The organism is uncultured Roseobacter sp. (assembly GCF_947496515.1).
In the GTDB taxonomy this organism is placed as follows: Bacteria; Pseudomonadota; Alphaproteobacteria; order Rhodobacterales; family Rhodobacteraceae; genus Roseobacter.
In genome coordinates, this window is record NZ_CANMDB010000007.1 from 23,311 (window position 1) to 41,205 (window position 17,895).

Consider the following 17,895-nt stretch of genomic DNA (forward strand, 5'->3'; position numbering starts at 1 on the left):
GATGACCATGCACCAGTCCCAAACCCGCGCCGAGCCGCTTCTGACCGCCCGCGGTGTGTCCAAGTCCTTCGGCAAGACCCAGGCTCTGACCGATGCCTCTCTCGCCTTGCGGCCAGGGGAGATCGTGGGGCTGCTCGGGGCGAACGGGGCGGGAAAATCAACCCTGTCGCGCATCATTTCCGGGCATCTCCGACCGTCGGGCGGTGATATCGCTTTTGGCGGTACGCCGCTTGCCTTGACCTCGACGCGCGACGCTTTGCGGCGCGGGATAGCACTTGTCGCGCAGGAAACATCGCTGGCGCCCGACATGACCGTGCTGGAAAATATCTTCCTACCGGATCTCGCAACCCCAGGACGGCTCTCCTTTCGGGCTATGCGCGACAGGGCCGGTGAATTGCTGTCCGGTCTGGGTCATGAACACGTCCTGCCGCTGGACGCCGAAGTGCGGCTGCTATCCGCGGCGCAAAAGCAACTGGTGGAAATTGCCAAGGCGCTGGCGCTTGATGCGCGACTGGTGATCTTCGACGAACCCACAGCCTCCCTGTCCATGACCGAGGTCAACCGGCTCTTTGACATCATGGCGCGCTTGCGCGACGGAGGCCGGGCGCTGGCTTTCGTGTCGCACCGGCTTGAGGAGGTTTTTGCCATTACCGACCGCGTGACAATCCTGCGGGAGGGGCTCGCGGTCGCCGAGGATGTCGCGACATCCACGCTGACGCAGGGCGACATCATTCAGCATATGGTAGGTCGCGACATCGGTGCAATCTACACGAAGCGCACCGCCGCCGACACAGTGGTGCAAGACATCGCCTTCGAGGTGCGGGGCCTGTCATCCGCACCCTACGTTCGGGACATGAGCTTCGCTGTCCGCAAGGGCGAGATCCTGGGCCTTGGCGGGCTAGTCGGTGCAGGGCGGTCCGAAGCAGTAGAGGCCATTTGGGGACTGCGCGCGCGTCAGGGTGGCGAGATCCTCGTGCACGGCAAACCCGTCACCTTTCGCAAGCCGGCGGACGCGGTCCGTGCGGGTCTGGGCTTTGTCGCCGAAGACAGGCGCGCGCAGAACATAGTCCCCGATATGTCGGTGCGCGAAAATCTGATGCTGGCGCAGATGGGTCAACACCGGGGCTTTGGGCGCGGCTACGGCAAACGGTCGGCGCAGATGACGCAGTTGATCGCAGATCTGGGGTTGCCCGCGGACCGGCTCGATACCAGCCTGTTGAACTATTCCGGCGGGATGCAGCAGAAAATCATCATCGCGCGCTGGCTGCTGACCGATCCGGAGATCCTGATCCTCGATGAGCCCACCAAGGGCGTGGACATCGGCACGCGGTCGTCCATCTACAGCATCCTGCAGTCGGCAGCGGATGCGGGCCTCGCCGTGATCGTCATATCGTCGGATTTCGAGGAGTTGCTGGGTCTGGCAGAGCGCATCGTGGTCGTGAGCGACGGCTACACCATCGCGGATCTGCCCGCCGCGCGTCTCACGGAGGAAAAGCTTACCCTGCTGGCAGCGCCCCGCACCTCGACGGCGCGTAATCAGGCGCTGCTCAGGGCCCTGGCGCAGGACTACGATGCAGACGCGTTCTGGACCCTGATCGACGGTGAAGAGCTGATCTGTCTCGCGCAGGCGGGCAGGTCTCTGGCCGGCTTGCCGCCTGGCGAGGCACTGCGGGCAGAGGAGACAAATGTCTCCGTAGCCCTTGCTGCCCGCCACGATGATTTCGTGACCGAAGCGGATGGCGACCGCCAAACCCTGCTGGTCCAGATGACGGACAAGCGCGGGCATGATCTGGGCTGGATCGGGGTCACGGTAGCAGGGGATGCGACCGTGCCGCCGTCCGACGAGATAAGGGCGCGGGTGCAGGCGTTGCTGCATGCCGAGGAGGAAAGCGCATGACCGACGTCGCCAACGAGCCACGAGGGCCAGGCACCTTGTCCACCATAGTGCGCAGTCTGGAGTTTCGGATGTTCTGCCTCGCGCTGACGCTGGCAATCATCCTGTCGCTGTCGTCGCCGTTCTTTCTGACGGAGCGGAACATTTTTAACATCCTCGACCAATCGGTCGTGATCGGCATTGTCGCGGTGGGCATGACCTTCGTGATCCTGACGGGCGGCATCGATCTCTCAGTGGGTGCGGTCTTCGGGTTGGCCGGGATCGTGCTCGCGCAACTGCTCCAGACCATGCCCGTTCCGCTTGCCATCCCACTTGCGGTGCTGGCCGGGGCGGGCATCGGGTTGTTCTCGGGGGTATTGGTCGCGGTGTTCGGGCTCGCCCCGTTCGTCGTAACGCTCGGCGTCATGGCCATCGGGCGCAGCTTGTCATTCATCTTTTCCGGTCAGCGCAGCATCTCTGGGCTGCCGGAGGGACTCGACAGCATCGTCTATTCCAGCTTTCTGGGCATTCCCGCAAATGTCCTGTTTCTCATCGGTCTCTACCTTTGTGCTTGGGGGTATCTGAGCTACGCCAAGGGGGGGCGCACGATCTACGCCATTGGCTCCAACAAGGAAGCGGCGCGCGCGGCCGGGCTATCGGTCACCTTCTATTCCGTCCTGCCTTACGTTGTGTCCGGTGCGCTTGCCGCCGTGGCGGTCACCTTCAGCCTCGCGCAGGTCATGTCGGCGGATCCTATGGCGGGCAGCGGGCTCGAACTCGATGCCATCGCCGCTGTCGTGATCGGTGGCGCCAGCCTTTACGGCGGACGCGGCACGCTGATCGGGACGCTGTTCGGCGTGCTGATCATGGTCATGATCCGCAACGGGTTGAACCTGATGGGGGTGTCGCCGTTCTGGCAGGGCACGGCCATCGGCTCGATCATCATCCTGGCACTGCTCGCCGAACGCCTGATTACCTGGCGCTCGGCCCGAACCTGACGGAGGCCCCATGCAAAACCCGTCTCGCGCGATTGCGTTCTACGGCACCGAAGAACCGGTCCCGCCACCTCGTATGCTGCGGGCGGGCAAGCTCTCGGCCGAACTGGAGGCCGGAAATCTGCGCTATATTCGCTGGAATGGTGAGGAAGTGCTGCGTGCGGTGTCCTTCATCGTACGCGACAAGGATTGGGGAACATACAATCCGGTGATTTCGGATCTCGAGATCACGGAGGCTCGCGACAGCTTCCGGGTGACATTGCACGCGGTGGCCGCGGATGCGGAGCAGTCATTTGCTTATGATGCCGTGATCGAAGGTCATGCGGACGGGCGGCTGACCTTCGCAGGCAAGGGCGCGACGCAGGCCGGGTTTCTGACCAACCGCACCGGCTTCGTGATCCTGCATCCGATCGAGGGTGTGGCCGGCGCTGCGGTGACAATCGAGCATACGGATGGCCGCCTCATCGACGGCCACTTTCCAGAGATCATCGACCCGCTGCAGCCGATGATGGACCTGCGCGCGCTGACCCACCGGACCCCCGGCAGGGTCGAGGTCCATACGCTCATGGAAGGCGACACCTACGAGATGGAGGACCAGCGGAACTGGACCGATGCCTCCTATAAGACCTACGTGCGACCGCTTGCCAAGCCGTGGCCCTACCGGATCGCGCCGGGCCACGGGGTCGACCAGAGGGTGACGATCACCCTGTCGGGCGAGGGATCGGTTAAGGTGGATGACGGCCCGGTGGACCTAAATCCCGGTGCCGCGACTGGCCCTGTGCCGCCATTGGGTATCGGATTGCGCCCCGAAGATGTCGCAACCAGCGCGGACGCGACGGCGCTGCGCGCCTTGGGCCCGGCGCATGCGGTCCTGCACCATGATCCGCGTGCAGATCACGGAAAGGAAACGCTTGCCGCCATGCTTGACGTGGCGGGCGATATCGGAGCCGAGCCTTGGCTGGAGGCGGTTGTTGCGCGGACAGATGATCTGGGTGCACGGGCCGAGGTGCAGGCCCTGGGCGCCCTGGCTGCAGATATTGATGCGCCCTTCACTACGGTTCTGGTCTCACCGGCCCCGGATCTGAAGTGCACCTTGCCAGGCTCGGTCTGGCCCGAGGCACCGGATGCGTCTGCGCTTTATGACGCGGCGCGCGCGGCCTTTCCCGGCACCCGGATTGGCGGCGGCATGTTCAGCTACTTTACCGAGCTCAACCGGAAGCGACCGCCTGTTGACCATCTCGACCTTGTCAGTTTCACCACATCACCGATGGTCCACGCGGGCGACGACCGATCCGTTATGGAAACGCGCGAGGCTCACCCCGCCATCGTCAAGTCGGTCTCCGCCATCGCGGGTCACACGCCGTGGGCCGTCGGCCCCTCGGCCATCGGCGTGCGCGACAATCCTTACGGGGCCGCAGCAAAGTCCAATCCGGACAACATCCGGCAGGCGATGAACTGGAACGACCCGCGGCAGCGTGGCCTGCTGGGAGCGGTCTGGGCGCTTGGCTACTTCGCGCATTTTGCCAGCGGTGGCGCGGCAGCCGTGACACTCGGGGCGGGAACAGGACCCTTCGGCGTGGTCTCGGCACCCGCGGATTTCCCCCGGCCGTGGTTCGAGGATCATGGCGGCGTCTATCCCGTTTTTCATGTGCTGCGCGGTCTTTCCCGGCTTCGGGGGGCCACCATGCGCGCGCTTGATTTCGCCGCCTCTGCGCCGGTCGTGGGCTTTGCGGCGGACGGGGAGATGGGCGTTGAGATCTGGGTTGGCAATGCCGGACCTGATCCCGTCCGTATTGCCGTTCCGGGGGCTGGGCGGCACGCGCTTCTCGACGCAGAGCACTTTGCCGCCGCCGCTGAGGCGCCGGATTACATGGACCACCTCAGCCCCGTCGATGGTTCTCGCGCGACACTCGACGGTTTTGCCATTTCCCGTATCCTGTTGGAGGCCTGACATGCACCTTCTTATCATCGGCGCCGCCGGTATGATCGGCCGCAAGCTGGCCGAACGCGTTGCGGCAACCGGGTTGATCGGGGGGGAGCCGGTCGACCGGCTGACACTTGCGGATGTTATCGAACCTGATGTCGCCGCAGACTTCAGCGGCACGCGCGCCGCCGCGGTCGCGGATCTGACGGTTCCTGGCACGGCCGAGCAGCTGATTGCGGACAGGCCGGATGTCATCGTGCATCTTGCGGCCATCGTTTCCGGCGAGGCGGAGGCAGATTTCGACAAGGGGTACGCCATCAATCTCGATGGCACCCGCGCCCTCTTTGAAGCGGTTCGCCTTATCGAAGGCTATGTGCCGCGCCTGATCTATGCGTCGTCACTTGCCGTTTTCGGCGCGCCTTTCCCCGACCGGATCGGGGATGAGTTTCATCTGACGCCTCTGACCAGCTACGGCACGCAAAAAGCAGTGGGTGAACTGCTGCTGGACGATTATTCGCGGCGCGGCTTTCTCGACGGGATCGGCATCCGCTTTCCGACCATCTGCATCCGTCCCGGCAAACCGAACGCCGCGGCGTCGGGCTTCTTTTCGGGCATCCTGCGCGAGCCGCTGAACGGTTTGCCCGCTGTTCTGCCCGTGCCCGACACCTTGCGCCACTGGCACGCCAGTCCGCGCGCTGCCGTCGGTTTCGTCGATCACGCCGCAGGGCTCGATACCGGCCTGATGGGGCATCGCCGTAACCTGACGATGCCGGGGGTGTCCGCCACCGTCGCCGACCAGATTGCAGCCTTGCGCGATGTGGCGGGGGAGAACGCGGTCGCCCTGATCCGCCGCGAGCCCGATGAGACGGTTCATGGCATCGTCTCGGGCTGGGCCCGCGACTTCGACACACGGCGCGCTCTGGATCTCGGTTTCCAGGCTGAAGCCTCATTCCGAGAGATCATTCACGTCTACATAGAAGACGAACTGGACGGTGCCTTGCCGTCCTGATCACCGGGACCGCATCCTGCGGCCCGCAAAACATGGAATAATATCCAAGGGAGGAAAGACAGATGATCAGAACAACCCTCGCAGCCGTTTCCGCGGCAGCCCTCATGGCCAGCATGGCCAGTGCGCAGACGACGACGCTGCGCATCCAGAACCACCAATCGCCCGAGTCCACCTCAGGTCGCGTCATCATCGACTTTGTCGAGAACGTAACGACCATGTCCGGCGGCGATATCCAGATCGAGATGTTCTATTCGGCATCCGTTGTAAAATCGGTTGAGACCTTCGATGCCGCTGTTAGCGGGATCCTCGATTGCGACATGACCAACGGCAGCTATCAGACGGGCAAGAACCCCGCGTTTCAGTTCGTCGCCGACACCATGGGTGGCTATGATACGCCGCTGCAGTATCAGGCCTGGGTAAATGTTGGTGGTGGGCGCGAAATCATTAATTCGCTCTACAACCCGCGGGACATGACCTTTATCGGCGCGGCCATCGGCGGGCAGGAATCGCTCAGTTCGACGCGCCCCCTCAGAGGCCCGGCCGATCTTGAAAACTTCAAGTTCCGGTCGCCTCCCGGCATGCAGACGGAGATCTTTTCGGCCCTCGGTGCATCGCCCGTGGTCATGGACTTCACCGAAATCTTCACATCACTTGAAACCGGTATCATCGACGGTGCGGATGCGTCTTCCCTGGCGGTGAATGTGGGGCTGGGGATTTACGACATTGCGAAACACACGACTTTCCCCGGCTTCCACTCGATGTCGTCGGACCATCTGGCCTGTCGCACCGACGTCTGGGAAGCCATGCCGGAGGCGCATCGCGCGATCATCTCCACCGCACATAAGGCCATGGCGATGGATCTGATGATGCTCACGCTTGTGGAGAACGGCGAAGCGGTGGCGGCATTACCGGCGCAAGGCGTGACGCTTTATGACTGGTCGCCCGAGGATCGCGCCACGTTCCGCGCCGCAGCACAGGAGGCATGGGCGGACTGGGCCGATAAAACCTCAGAGACCGCCACCATCGTGCAGAGCCACCGCGACTTCATCGAGCGGATTGGCCTAGGTCAATGAGGATGACCTTCTGAGGCGGAGACGCTGATGCGGAACACGGGGCTGGCGTGACAACACGCTGAGAGAAGCTCTGAGCACGCCGGGAGAGGCCACGCGATCGTGCGTGGCCTCTATACGTATCGTCGCTCTGCAAAAGGTGTCTGACACCGCCACCAGTCGATGACTGGACGTTTCGAGTGTACTCGCGCGCCTGACCTGCTGCCCGACTACCGACCGGTTTGAACTGGAGTTTTCTACGGCATTGGCATCCGGCGTGCCCTTGGCGTCTTTCGAGCGCATCGTTCGTCGTTGAATAACCTCAGGGACGGACCCGGCGCAGAAGTCACTTCCACAGCGCGATCTCTGAGGTGACACGTCCGGCGGTTCTATTGGACGGGTCCTTATACGGCCTGGTCTCAGTAGGGAGCTTCCATCTCCTTGTTGTCGCGCAGACGCCCCCGGCGGCCGTGTTGTGTGCTCACTTTGGTGTGCAGCCCTCGCCCTCTGCGGTGTAGAGGAGGGCTTCGGCCAGCCCTTCGTCCACCAGCAGTCTCTTTGCGAAACCGGCCCTCAGCACCGCCAGCGTGGCTGCACGTTTACCCGTGCCTCCGGCAAGCAGAACCGTATCCATCCCCGCCATGTCAGAGGGTTGAACGCAGGGGGTGCAGCGGTTCAGCTCGATATCCGCGACGGTGCCGTCCGCTTTGTAGAACACGCCGCAGCAGTCTCCCACCACATCCGCGTCGCGCAACTGCTGGATCTGCTCGGCGCTGAAAATGTCACTGTCAAAGAGGATTGAGCCTTCACGGCACTCGCCCACGCTCATCAAGGCGTGGTGCGCGCCGCGGGCCGCGACCATCGCGTCGCGCACCAGCCGCTGCGCGATGATCCCCTCACAGGCCGAGGCGCTGTCCGCCACGAAGGGCGCGGGGAGCAAGATCGCCCGCCCCCCCGTCTGCGCGGCCAGCCTGACACAGACATCGCCGGGTGCCGTATGTGAGGCGTATGTGACCGAGCCCATCAGGGAGACGAATGTCAGACCACTGTTGCGCACACCGGTGAGGTTGTCGGCCATGGCCGACAGGGTTCGGCCCCAGCCAACGCCAACTGTCACCGGCGTATCGGAGCTTGCGATCCGGGACAGGTACCCGCTCGCCAGGATCGCAACCGCATTGCGCGCAAAGGCATCGTCATTCGCCGCGCCCCTGACCGGCGCGACCTGAGCCTCCTGAAGACCGAAAGCATCCGCGAGGCGGTCCGCCAGCGCCAATGTCCGGGCTGTTCGATGCTCCACCGTGATGCGAACAAGGCCCTGATTGCGCGCGTCGGCCAGCATACGAAGCACCTTGAAACGCGAGATACCAAGCCGCTTGCTGACTTCCTGCTGGCTGAGATTGCCCACGTAGTAGAGCCAGGCCGCCTGCGCGATACCATCATCAGCCGGGTGTTTGTTGGACAACATGACCGCTTTGGTTCCTCCACATGGCCTGCGACAAAATGGCTTGACCAGGCGTTGGCGCCTTTTATATTCACATAGGTGCACTCGATGCACAAGTGTTGCACAGCGGCAGATGCCAGGGGGCTTCGGGCACGCTTTGTGAGGATCGAGGTGGCGCACAGGAGGGAGGCCGGGCGATGCCCGGCTTCGGGGAAAGATCCGCAAACGCGGGCTCAGGGAGGAAATTCAGATGCAAACCAAGTACAGACTTTTGGCCAGTGTGGCGCTGGCGTCGACGGCGCTTTTCGGCACGCAGGTCGCCGCCGACGGACATTCCAAGGACATCGCGACCGTCGTCAAGATCGCCGGTATCCAGTGGTTCAACCGGATGGAAGAAGGCGTCAATAAATTCGCCGAGGACTCCGGCATGAACGCCTTTCAGGTGGGTCCCGCACAGGCCGACCCGCAACAGCAGGTCGCGCTGATCGAAGACATGATTGCGCAGGGCGTGGACGCGCTCGCTGTGGTGCCGATGTCGCCCGAAGCGCTTGAGCCGGTGCTGGGCCGCGCCATGGAGGCCGGCATCGCCGTGATCACCCACGAGGCGGCAGCGCAGCAGAACACCGCCTACGATCTTGAGGCCTTCGTCAACGAGGATTTTGGCGCCAACCTGATGGAGCAACTGGCGAGTTGCATGGGCGGTGAAGGCGAATATGCCGTCTTTGTCGGCTCGCTCACCTCCCAAACCCATAACCAGTGGGTCGATGGTGCGATTGCGCATCAGGAAGCCAACTATCCCAATATGACACTGGTCGGTGACAAGAACGAAACCTTCGACGATGCGGAACAAGCCTACACCAAGGCGCAGGAAGTCCTGCGCGCCTTCCCTGATATCAAAGGTATGCAGGGATCTGCCTCGACGGATGTGGCCGGGATCGGACGCGCAATCGAAGAGCGCGGTATGGAAGACGGCACCTGCGTCTTTGGCACGTCGCTGCCCTCCATCGCCGGTCAGTACATCGAAACCGGGGCGGTCGATGGTATCGGTTTCTGGGATCCTGCCGTTGCCGGGGAGGCCATGAACAAACTCGCCGTCATGGTGATCAACGGCGAGGAAGTCACCGATGGCATGGACCTCGGCCTGCCGGGTTACGAAAGCATCTCGCTCGATGGCAAGGTCATCTATGGTCAGGCATGGGTGAACGTGAACGCGGACAATATGGCAGACTATCCGTTCTGACCTGTCGCTAGCCGGGGCGGTCACACGTTGGCCGCCCTGAGTTCCTCACGCACTCCTAATCCAAGTTGGTTGTTCATGTCCTCAGATCATGACACCGCGTTTATTGATCTGCGCGCGATCACGAAACGCTACTCAGGCGTCACCGCGCTCGATTCAGTTGATTTTACCGTTCAACCCGGCGAAGCGGTCTGCCTTGCCGGAGAAAACGGGTCCGGCAAATCCACACTGATCAAGATCATCTCGGGTGTGGAGCCCGCGACTGCGGGCACTGTCAGCATCGCGGGGCAGGAACGGCCGGTGCTGAACCCTCGCATTTCAGCCGCAGCCGGTGTCATGGTGATCTTTCAGGATTTTTCCCTGTTTCCAAATCTGAGCGTTGCAGAAAACATCGCATTTGCCACGCAGCTGTCGAAACACAAGCGTTTCTACAAATCAGCCGTGACACGCGACATTGCGCGCAGTGCGCTCGACCGGATCGGGGTGGAGATCGACCTCGACGTCAGGGTTGAAACCCTGCCGGTCGCGCAAAAGCAGATCGTGGCCATCTGTCGCGCACTGGCCGCCAAGGCGCAGCTGATCATCATGGATGAGCCGACCACCGCGCTCACGGAAAAAGAGGTGCGCCGGTTGCAGGGCATTATCCGGATGCTCAAGGAGGAGGGCGTGGCGGTGATTTTCGTCAGTCACAAGCTGGCGGAGGTGCTTGAGGTTTCCGAAAAGGTCGTCGTATTGCGCAATGGCAAGAAGGTTGCCGAGGGGCCGGCGTCGGAGTTCGACACGCAATCGCTCGCGCACCATATGACAGGCCGCGATGTGCCCGAAGTACCGCCAAGCGACGTTGAGGCGGGTGCAGAGACCCTGATGCAGGTAGCGGGGCTGACCAAGGCGGGGTCGTTCTCCGACATCAGCTTTGAGCTCAAGGCGTACGAAGTTCTGGGGATTACCGGGCTTTTGGGCAGCGGCCGCACCTCGGTCGCCAAGGCGCTGTTCGGTCTGGTTGCACCTGACGAGGGCACGATCACGGTGGACGGTCAGGTGACCCCGACGGGTGATCCGCAAGCCGCTTCCATGGCGCGGATCGGCTACGTGCCCGAAGACCGGCTGACAGAGGGCCTGTTCCTCAGCCAGTCCATCCTTCACAACGTCACCATCGGGCGGCTGGATGCGCATTCCCGCGGCGGGTTTCTTGACATGGCCGGTCTGGTGGCGGAGGCCAGTGACTGGCTCAAACGGCTCAAGGTCAAGGCGCCGGATGTCACGGCCCCCGTGCAGTCGCTATCGGGCGGCAATCAGCAGCGCGTGGCGCTTGCCCGCTGGTTGTCACGCGCGCCGCGGGTGCTGATCCTGAATGGGCCAAGCGTTGGTGTTGATGTGGGCTCCAAGGCCGACATCCACGACATCATCCGCGATCTTGCGGGGCAGGGGATCGGGATCATCGTGATCTCGGACGATCTGCCCGAGTTGCTGGCCACCTGCCACCGTATTCTGGTGATGCGGGACGGGCGGATCATTGACACGCTGGATGGCAAATCGGTGACCGAAGATCAGCTCGCCCGGAGGCTGGCGTCATGACCGCATGGCTGCCAAAGGACTTCTGGACGCGCAATGAAACGCTTGTCGCCGGTGTCGTTGTCTTGTTCTGCATCATCGCGATGCTGTCGGATCCGCGGTTTCTCACGATCACGACCGTGTCGGATCTGCTACGCGCGGCCATCGTCATCGGGATCCTCGCGGTCGGCGCCATGCTGGTGCTGGTCTCCGGCGGGATCGATGTCAGTTTCACCGCAATCGCGGTCTTTGCGATGTATGCGTCCTCGGTCCTGTTTCTGGCCGTGTGGCCGGGGGCGCCATGGCCCCTGATCTTTGCTGCGTCCATCGTCTTCGGAGCCCTGCTGGGGGCGATCAACGGTTTTTTCATCGCGTTTATGGGTCTGCCCACGCTGATTGTCACCCTTGGCACACTGTCGGTCTTCAGAGGCTTTCTGCTCACCTTTATCGGCTCGCAGCGGATCTCCGATCTGCCCCCTGCCATGCGGGATTTTTCGCGTGGCGTTCTGGCGCGGGGCACGACGGAGGCGGGGAATTTCTACTCCATTCCCTGGGCCGCTCTTGCCCTGCTGTTCGTGATCGTGATGACGTGGTTTATCCTGCGCAAAACCATGCTGGGGCGGTCGATCTATGCCATCGGCGGGTCGGTCGAGAGCGCGCGGCGCATCGGCATCAACGTCAGGTGGACGCAGTTTTTCGTCTATGTCTATGTGGGCGCGCTGGCCGGTCTTGCCGGGATCATCCACGGCTCGGTCGGGCGTATGGCGGATCCGTTTTCACTTGTGGGGCTGGAGCTGTCGGTGATTGCCGCCGTGGTGCTGGGTGGCGCGCGGCTGATCGGGGGATATGGCACGCTCACGGGCACGCTGCTGGGCGTTGCTCTCATCGTCATCGTGCAGAACAGCCTGATCGTAATCGGCATTCCCACCACATGGCAATCGGTCACAATCGGGCTGCTGATCCTCTTGGGCACGGGCGTTCCCGCCTACCGCGCCAAGCGGGCCGCCAGCCGCGCAGGATAAAGACATCATGACACCACGTGCAAGCAAGGCCGATTTCACGAAGACCCCGGAATTCCGCCTGTTGATCATCGCGGTTCTCGTCTTTGGCCTGATGTCGGTGCTATCGCCGGACAGGTTCCTGTCCGCGCAGAACCTCACCTCCATGGCGTTCCAGTTTCCGGAGTTCGCCATCCTCGCGCTGGCGATGACCATCACCATGATGACGGGCGGCATTGATCTGTCGGTTGTTGGCGTGGCGAACCTCTCCGCGGTGGTGGCCGCCCTGATCCTGACCCAGTTCTCCGATCCGTCGATGCCCGCGGCGCAATCCGCGTTCTGGCTGAGTCTCGCGATTACGGCGGCGATGTGCATCGGGGCCGTGGCCGGTGTGCTGAACGGTGCGCTTGTGGCGTTCTTTGGTCTGCCGCCCATTCTGGCCACCCTTGGATCCGGGCTGGTGTTTACCGGCTTTGCCATTGCCATGACGGGCGGCAGTGCGGTGATGGGCTTTCCCGACGCGGTCGCCGTCATCGGCAACGGTCAGGTTTGGGGCATTCCGGTGCCACTGATCCTCTTTGCGGCACTCGCCGTGCTGCTTCATCTCATCCTCACGCGGACGGCCTTCGGGCTCCGGGTCAGCATGTATGGTGCCAACCCCTTGGCTGCACTCTATGCTGCGATCGACATCAACCGCATGTTGCTCAAGGTCTATGTCATCGCGGGCATGTTCTCGTCCATCGCGGGCCTGATCATCATGAGCCGCGCGAATTCGGCAAAGGCGGATTACGGATCCTCCTACCTGCTGCTGGCCGTGCTGATCGCTGTGCTGGGCGGTGTGAACCCCTACGGCGGTTACGGGCGGGTGATCGGCGTGGTCCTCGCGGTGCTGTCCATGCAGTTCCTGTCGAGCGGGCTGAACATGCTGCAGGTCTCCAATTTCGCACGAGAGCTGATCTGGGGCGTGCTGCTGATCCTCGTGATGGTCATCAACACCAACGCTCTGGCGACCCTGCGCGCGAGCATGACTAGATCACCGAGATAACACCGCTGTCCTGAATGAGGGGAGAAGACGATGAAAAAGATACTCAACAAACCCGAAGACTACGTGGATGAGATGCTCGCGGGGATGACGGCCGCACATCCCGAGCACTACAAGCTTTACGGCGACAGCGGCAAAGTCGTCGTGCGCGCCAAGGCGGGAAAGGGCGGCAAGGTCGGCATCGTCACCGGTGGCGGCTCGGGCCATCTGCCCGTCTTTACCGGCTACGTGGGTGAGGGGCTGCTGGATGGCTGTGCCATTGGCGATGTTTTCTCCTCCCCCTCCGCCGAGCAGATGGCCGATGCGATCCGGGCCGCTGACAGCGGGGCAGGGGTCCTGCGGCTTTACGGGAACTACGGCGGTGACGTGATGAATTTCGACATGGCCGGTGAATTGGTCGAGTTCGAGGATATCACCTGCTCCACCGTTCTGTTGGCCGATGACGTCGCCTCCGCCCCGCCGGACGAAGCCCAAAAACGCCGTGGCGTCGCGGGCATGATCTATGCGTTCAAGATGGCCGGTGCCGCCGCCGAAGAGGGACGCGATCTCGACGCTGTAACAGCCTTGGCGCAAAAGGCGGCGGATGCCTGCAGATCGATCGGTGCGGCGCTGTCGCCCTGTACGGTACCGCAGGCAGGCAAGCCGACGTTCGAGATCGCCGAGGATGAGATGGAAATGGGCATGGGCATCCACGGCGAACCCGGGGTCTGGCGCGGCAAGCTGCAAACGGCAGATCAGATTGCGGGCGAGATGATGGACCGGCTTCTGGCGGAGGTCCCGCTGACCGGCGGTGACCGTGTCTCTGTTCTGGTGAACTCGCTCGGGGCGACACCGCCCGAAGAGCTTTACATCCTTTACCGCATCGTCAAGACCCGTCTGGAGGATGCCGGAGCAACGATTGTCATGCCGCTGATCGGGCGGTACGCCACCTCGATGGAGATGGCGGGTGTTTCGTTCACGTTGTGCAAGCTTGATGCTGAATTGGAAACGCTGCTCAAGGCTCCCTGCGACTGCGCGTTCTGGAGCGTCGGATGACCATCACGCACGACGTCCTGCTTGCCGCGATTGACCGCATCACTGCTGCGATGCAGCGGGATTTCGACAGGCTCAACGCCGCTGACGGGGCGCTCGGGGACGGCGATCTGGGCGTAACCATGTCCCGGGGCATGCGGGCGATCTCCGACATGAAGGAGGATTTGCCGGACGATATCGGCACGGCGCTCTTTCAGTGTGCGCAGGCCTTCACGAAGACCTCCGGATCGTCGTACGGCACCCTGATGGCGACGGGCCTGATGAGTGCAGCAAAGACCCTTCGGGGCCAGAAAGCCATCGAGGCAAGCGCCATTCCCGAGCTGATCGCCGCGGCCCGCGACAAGATGCAGGAACGCGGCAAGGCGGAGTTGGGGGGCAAAACGGTGCTCGACAGCCTGGACTACTTGGCCAGTGCGATGGCGGGGGCCGACGACATGGCAGCCGCGGCGGCACAGGCGGTCGACACGGCGCTGGATGATTTTCGCGACAAACCGGCGACGGTCGGTCGCGCCCGCATCTTTGGCGAAAAAAGCATCGGCATGGATGATCCCGGGATGTTGGCGATGCAATCGGTGGTGAAGGCCGCCGTCGATCTTTAGCAGCTAGGCGTCGGGCGCGGTGGCACGAGCACGCGAGACTGCCGCTCACGCATCGTCCGTCGCCCGTGCCGCGCGAATGTCTCGGCGGGGCGGCGAGGACGCCCGGCCTAAGCGGCTTGCCACTGCCAAATCCCGCTCATCTCAAACCTATCTTCGGAGCGTATGGGAACGGTTCAGATAAACTTCACCCCTGACGCGGGCAGATGGTTTGAGCGGGTATGATCGCCCGGCGACAACCCGTAGACTGAACGCCGCAAGTGTTCTTGCGGCGTGCCCCATGATCGGACCTGCTTCTTCCAACATAGCCAGATGGACGTCGTTCAGGCGCGGGTTCTGGATACAATCCGCTTCCAGCGGAGGATGTCCTATCATACCAGCGGATCTTCACCGCCGTAGTGCCGGTCCGGGTAGTCCGCGTGCAGCGCCTGATCCGCCGGGCCGAAGCGCGGGCGGGCAAAGTTGTGCTGATGCCAGTAGGGATAGATCAACGGCAAGCGGCTCACATCATTCAAACGGGTCAATTCATCCTCTGTCAGAACCAGATCCACCGCGCGGAAGTTGCGCTCAAACTGCTCTGCGGTGCGCCCACCGAGGACGACGGATGCCACCGCCGGACGGGTGAGCAACCAGGCAAGGGCAACCTGCGCCGCCTCGACACCCCGCGCCTCTCCGATCTCGACCAGAGCATCGACAATGGTCCAGAGCCGCTCCATGTCGCGGATTGGAGGCTCATTCCAACCCGCTGCCTGACGCGACCCTTCGGCAGGCTCCGAGCCGCGGCGGTGCTTGCCCGACAACAGACCTGCCGCCAGCGGCGACCAGACCTGAACACCCAGACCCTGATCCACCGACAGCGGTAGCAACTCGTACTCCGCCTCTCGCGCCTCCAGTGTGTAGTGGATTTGCTGCGCCACGAAGCGGCTCGCATGCCCGGGTGCCGCGGCAAGGGATTTCATCACCTGCCAGCCCGAGTAGTTCGAACACCCCGCATAGCGCACCTTGCCCTGCTGGATCAGCGTGTCGAGTGCTGCCATCTTTTCCTCGACCGGCGTCAGCCCGTCCCACTCATGCATGTAGTAAAGATCGATATGATCGGTGCGCAGCCGCTTGAGCGACCGTTCGCATTCGCGGATCAGGTGCCACCGGGACACGCCTTGATCGTTCGGCCCGTCGCCGATGGGCATCCGCGCTTTCGAGGTGACGAGGATATCGTCATATCGCCCTTCGAGCACCTCGCCGAGGATCTCTTCGGACAGTCCGGTGGAATACATGTTCGCCGTGTCGAACATATTCAAACCGTGATCAATGCAGGTGTCCACCAACCGGCGGGCATCGCCCACGTCCTGGCTGGCCGTGCGCCCGAAGTCTCCCCGCCCGCCAAAGGTGAAGGTTCCCATGGTAATGACCGAAATGTGCAGCCCCGTGCGCCCCAGCGTGCGATATTTCATGATGTTCCTAGCTTTCCGTTTTGTCTCTGCCGCGCGGCCCGTAGGTCTTGAAGGCGACCATGACCTCGGCGATCTCGTCATCTCTTAGGATATGTGCAGCACCTCCGATGCTACCGAACAGGTAGGTGCGCGCGAGGGCCTCGAGCTCCTCCAGCCGCCATCTGGCCTTGTCGATCGTCTCGCCCAGAACGGTGGCCCCATGATTGGCCATCAGACATCCGTGCCGGTCGGACATGATCTCGGCCATGTTTGCACAAAGCTCCGGGCTGCCGAAGAGCGCATAGTCAGCCAATGGCACGTCGTTGCCGCCAAACGCGGCGATCATATAGTGACAGGCCGGGATCTTGCGGCGCTGCACGGCCAGCACAGAGCAGTAGGGCGGGTGGGCATGCAATACCACAGGCATGTCAGGGCGCGCCTGGTGCATCCCCTGATGGAAAGGCCACTCCGAGGATGGTTTCGCGCCACCGTCAACAGGCGACCCGCTCAGCGGAATGGTGACCAGTGCGTCCGGCGTCAGGTCCTCGTAGGGCACGCCCGAGGGTGTGATCAGAATACCACCGTCGATCCGGGCCGAGATATTGCCGGAGGTTCCCTGATTGAGGTGCCGTTCGTTCATCCACAGACAGGCATCAATCAGTGCCTGACGTGTTTGGGCCGTGTCGGGCAGCGGGGGTGCCGCTCTCATATCGCCATCTCCAAAAGATCTTGCGCGATCTGCGTGCTTGTGGCGAGGTGTGTGACAAAACCGCCCTTGATCGCGGCACAGGCCGGTCGCGCGCGGTCAGGTCCTCCAGCGACGAGCAGCCCCATCTCCTTGCCGCGCATGTGCTCCAGCGATACGCCGATCATGCGCTCTTCGACAGGTGCGAACACCGGCTGCCCGTTGCCGTCAATCAGACGGCCGCAGACCACGCCCACGGCCCCTTTCGCGCGGTAATCCGCCATGCTGTCCGCGCCTAGAATACCGCTGCGCACCACATGGGCATCGGCGTCGCAGGTGCCACAGGCCAGAACGGTCTTGTTGCAGTCGGATAATGCCTCAAGCTGGCCCCGCACGACCGGTTCATCGCACAGGGCGTCCCGAAGATCCCTGTTTGACAGAACCAGCGGTACATGCAGGTTCACACACTGCCCTCCCAGCCGGTGTGCCAGCATTGACGTGCAGGCCTCCGCTTCGAACCCGGGTGCGGCAGGACGCGACCCCAACAGCTGGATCACCGTCAGATCCGGCACCGGCGTATAGGGCACCTGCTGTGCCATCTGGTAGACCGTCGCGCCCCAGGAAACGCCCAGCCGGTCGCCGGGCTCCAGCAGGCGGGGCAGCCAGTCGGCGGCGGCCCGGGTCACCCGTGAAACGCTGGCAGCCGCTGTTTCGGGTCCGGTCGTGTCATCCGGTACGACGAGTGCGTCCAATAGCCCGTAGGCGCGACAGAGATCCGCCGCGAGCCGGTGCCCCCGGAAGACGTCGCTGTCCAGATGCACCCTGACCCAGTCCCGCGCGCGTGCCTCGTTGAGGTAATTCACCACCGAGGCCCGGCTGATCCGCATACGCGCCGCAATCTGGTTCTGGTTCAACCCGTCGTGATAGTAGAGCCACGCGGCCTCGACAAAGAGCGACTCGTCGCGCGGCGTAAGACGTGCAAGATGGGTGCCACCGTTTTTGGGGGCGTTGAGGGACCCGACGGACATGCGCG

Annotated in this window: 15 protein-coding genes; 11 read left to right on the forward strand and 4 right to left on the reverse strand. The window is 63.0% G+C overall.

Annotation, left to right across the window (positions count from 1 at the left end; all coding sequences use genetic code 11):
• The first annotated feature begins 7 nt into the window (after window positions 1-7).
• From Q1A53_RS13360 to Q1A53_RS13380, 5 genes are all read left to right on the forward strand, one after another.
• A complete protein-coding gene (locus tag Q1A53_RS13360; RefSeq protein ID WP_299967521.1) occupies window positions 8-1,897 on the forward strand; it encodes a sugar ABC transporter ATP-binding protein in 1,890 nt (629 codons plus the stop codon).
• Complete coding sequence (locus Q1A53_RS13365; protein ID WP_299967524.1) at window positions 1,894-2,871, forward strand: ABC transporter permease; 978 nt, start codon at window positions 1,894-1,896, stop codon at window positions 2,869-2,871. The genes Q1A53_RS13360 and Q1A53_RS13365 overlap by 4 nt, the downstream gene beginning before the upstream one ends.
• Window positions 2,872-2,881: 10 nt before the next feature.
• Window positions 2,882-4,819, forward strand: coding sequence for a hypothetical protein (locus Q1A53_RS13370; RefSeq protein WP_299967526.1), 1,938 nt, complete (start codon window positions 2,882-2,884; stop codon window positions 4,817-4,819).
• A gap of 1 nt (window position 4,820) precedes the next feature.
• Entirely contained in the window at window positions 4,821-5,801 is a 981-nt protein-coding gene (gene denD / locus Q1A53_RS13375; protein WP_299967529.1) for a D-erythronate dehydrogenase, read from the forward strand.
• Window positions 5,802-5,863: 62 nt separating this feature from the next.
• Window positions 5,864-6,874, forward strand: a complete 1,011-nt coding sequence (locus tag Q1A53_RS13380) for a TRAP transporter substrate-binding protein (RefSeq protein ID WP_299967532.1) — start codon at window positions 5,864-5,866, stop codon at window positions 6,872-6,874.
• Between the two features lie 457 nt (window positions 6,875-7,331).
• Here Q1A53_RS13380 and Q1A53_RS13385 read toward each other — a convergent pair whose 3' ends face one another.
• Window positions 7,332-8,315, reverse strand: coding sequence for a sugar-binding domain-containing protein (locus Q1A53_RS13385; protein WP_299967534.1), 984 nt, complete (start codon window positions 8,313-8,315; stop codon window positions 7,332-7,334).
• Window positions 8,316-8,541: 226 nt separating this feature from the next.
• On the opposite strand from Q1A53_RS13385, the gene Q1A53_RS13390 reads away from it, so the two are divergent.
• The 6 genes from Q1A53_RS13390 to Q1A53_RS13415 all read left to right on the forward strand — a co-directional run bounded on the left by Q1A53_RS13390 (window position 8,542) and on the right by Q1A53_RS13415 (window position 14,750).
• On the forward strand, window positions 8,542-9,531 hold the full coding sequence (locus Q1A53_RS13390; RefSeq protein WP_299967536.1) for an autoinducer 2 ABC transporter substrate-binding protein: 990 nt from the start codon (window positions 8,542-8,544) through the stop codon (window positions 9,529-9,531).
• A 75-nt stretch (window positions 9,532-9,606) separates the two neighbouring features.
• Complete coding sequence (locus tag Q1A53_RS13395) at window positions 9,607-11,103, forward strand: sugar ABC transporter ATP-binding protein (RefSeq protein ID WP_299967539.1); 1,497 nt, start codon at window positions 9,607-9,609, stop codon at window positions 11,101-11,103.
• A complete protein-coding gene (locus tag Q1A53_RS13400) occupies window positions 11,100-12,101 on the forward strand; it encodes an ABC transporter permease (protein WP_299967541.1) in 1,002 nt (333 codons plus the stop codon). The genes Q1A53_RS13395 and Q1A53_RS13400 overlap by 4 nt, the downstream gene beginning before the upstream one ends.
• Before the next feature lie 7 nt (window positions 12,102-12,108).
• Window positions 12,109-13,122 (forward strand): ABC transporter permease, encoded by a 1,014-nt coding sequence (locus Q1A53_RS13405; RefSeq protein ID WP_299967543.1) that lies wholly within the window; start codon window positions 12,109-12,111, stop codon window positions 13,120-13,122.
• 30 nt (window positions 13,123-13,152) lie between these two features.
• On the forward strand, window positions 13,153-14,154 hold the full coding sequence (locus Q1A53_RS13410; RefSeq protein ID WP_299967545.1) for a dihydroxyacetone kinase subunit DhaK: 1,002 nt from the start codon (window positions 13,153-13,155) through the stop codon (window positions 14,152-14,154).
• Entirely contained in the window at window positions 14,151-14,750 is a 600-nt protein-coding gene (locus Q1A53_RS13415) for a dihydroxyacetone kinase subunit L (RefSeq protein ID WP_299967547.1), read from the forward strand. Before Q1A53_RS13410 ends, Q1A53_RS13415 begins: the two co-directional genes overlap by 4 nt.
• A 368-nt stretch (window positions 14,751-15,118) precedes the next feature.
• Here the strand turns inward: Q1A53_RS13415 and Q1A53_RS13420 are convergent, their stop codons facing one another.
• The 3 genes from Q1A53_RS13420 to Q1A53_RS13430 are packed head-to-tail and all read right to left on the reverse strand — an operon-like array spanning window position 15,119 to window position 17,890.
• Window positions 15,119-16,198 carry an aldo/keto reductase gene (locus tag Q1A53_RS13420; RefSeq protein ID WP_299967550.1) on the reverse strand — a complete coding sequence of 360 codons (1,080 nt, stop codon included), beginning with the start codon at window positions 16,196-16,198 and terminating at the stop codon, window positions 15,119-15,121.
• A gap of 7 nt (window positions 16,199-16,205) precedes the next feature.
• The gene (locus Q1A53_RS13425) at window positions 16,206-16,886 is read right to left on the reverse strand and encodes a class II aldolase/adducin family protein (protein WP_299967552.1); all 681 of its coding nucleotides are present in this window, start codon (window positions 16,884-16,886) and stop codon (window positions 16,206-16,208) included.
• Window positions 16,883-17,890, reverse strand: a complete 1,008-nt coding sequence (locus Q1A53_RS13430) for a sugar-binding transcriptional regulator (RefSeq protein WP_299967555.1) — start codon at window positions 17,888-17,890, stop codon at window positions 16,883-16,885. Before Q1A53_RS13430 ends, Q1A53_RS13425 begins: the two co-directional genes overlap by 4 nt.
• Window positions 17,891-17,895: the final 5 nt, after the last annotated feature.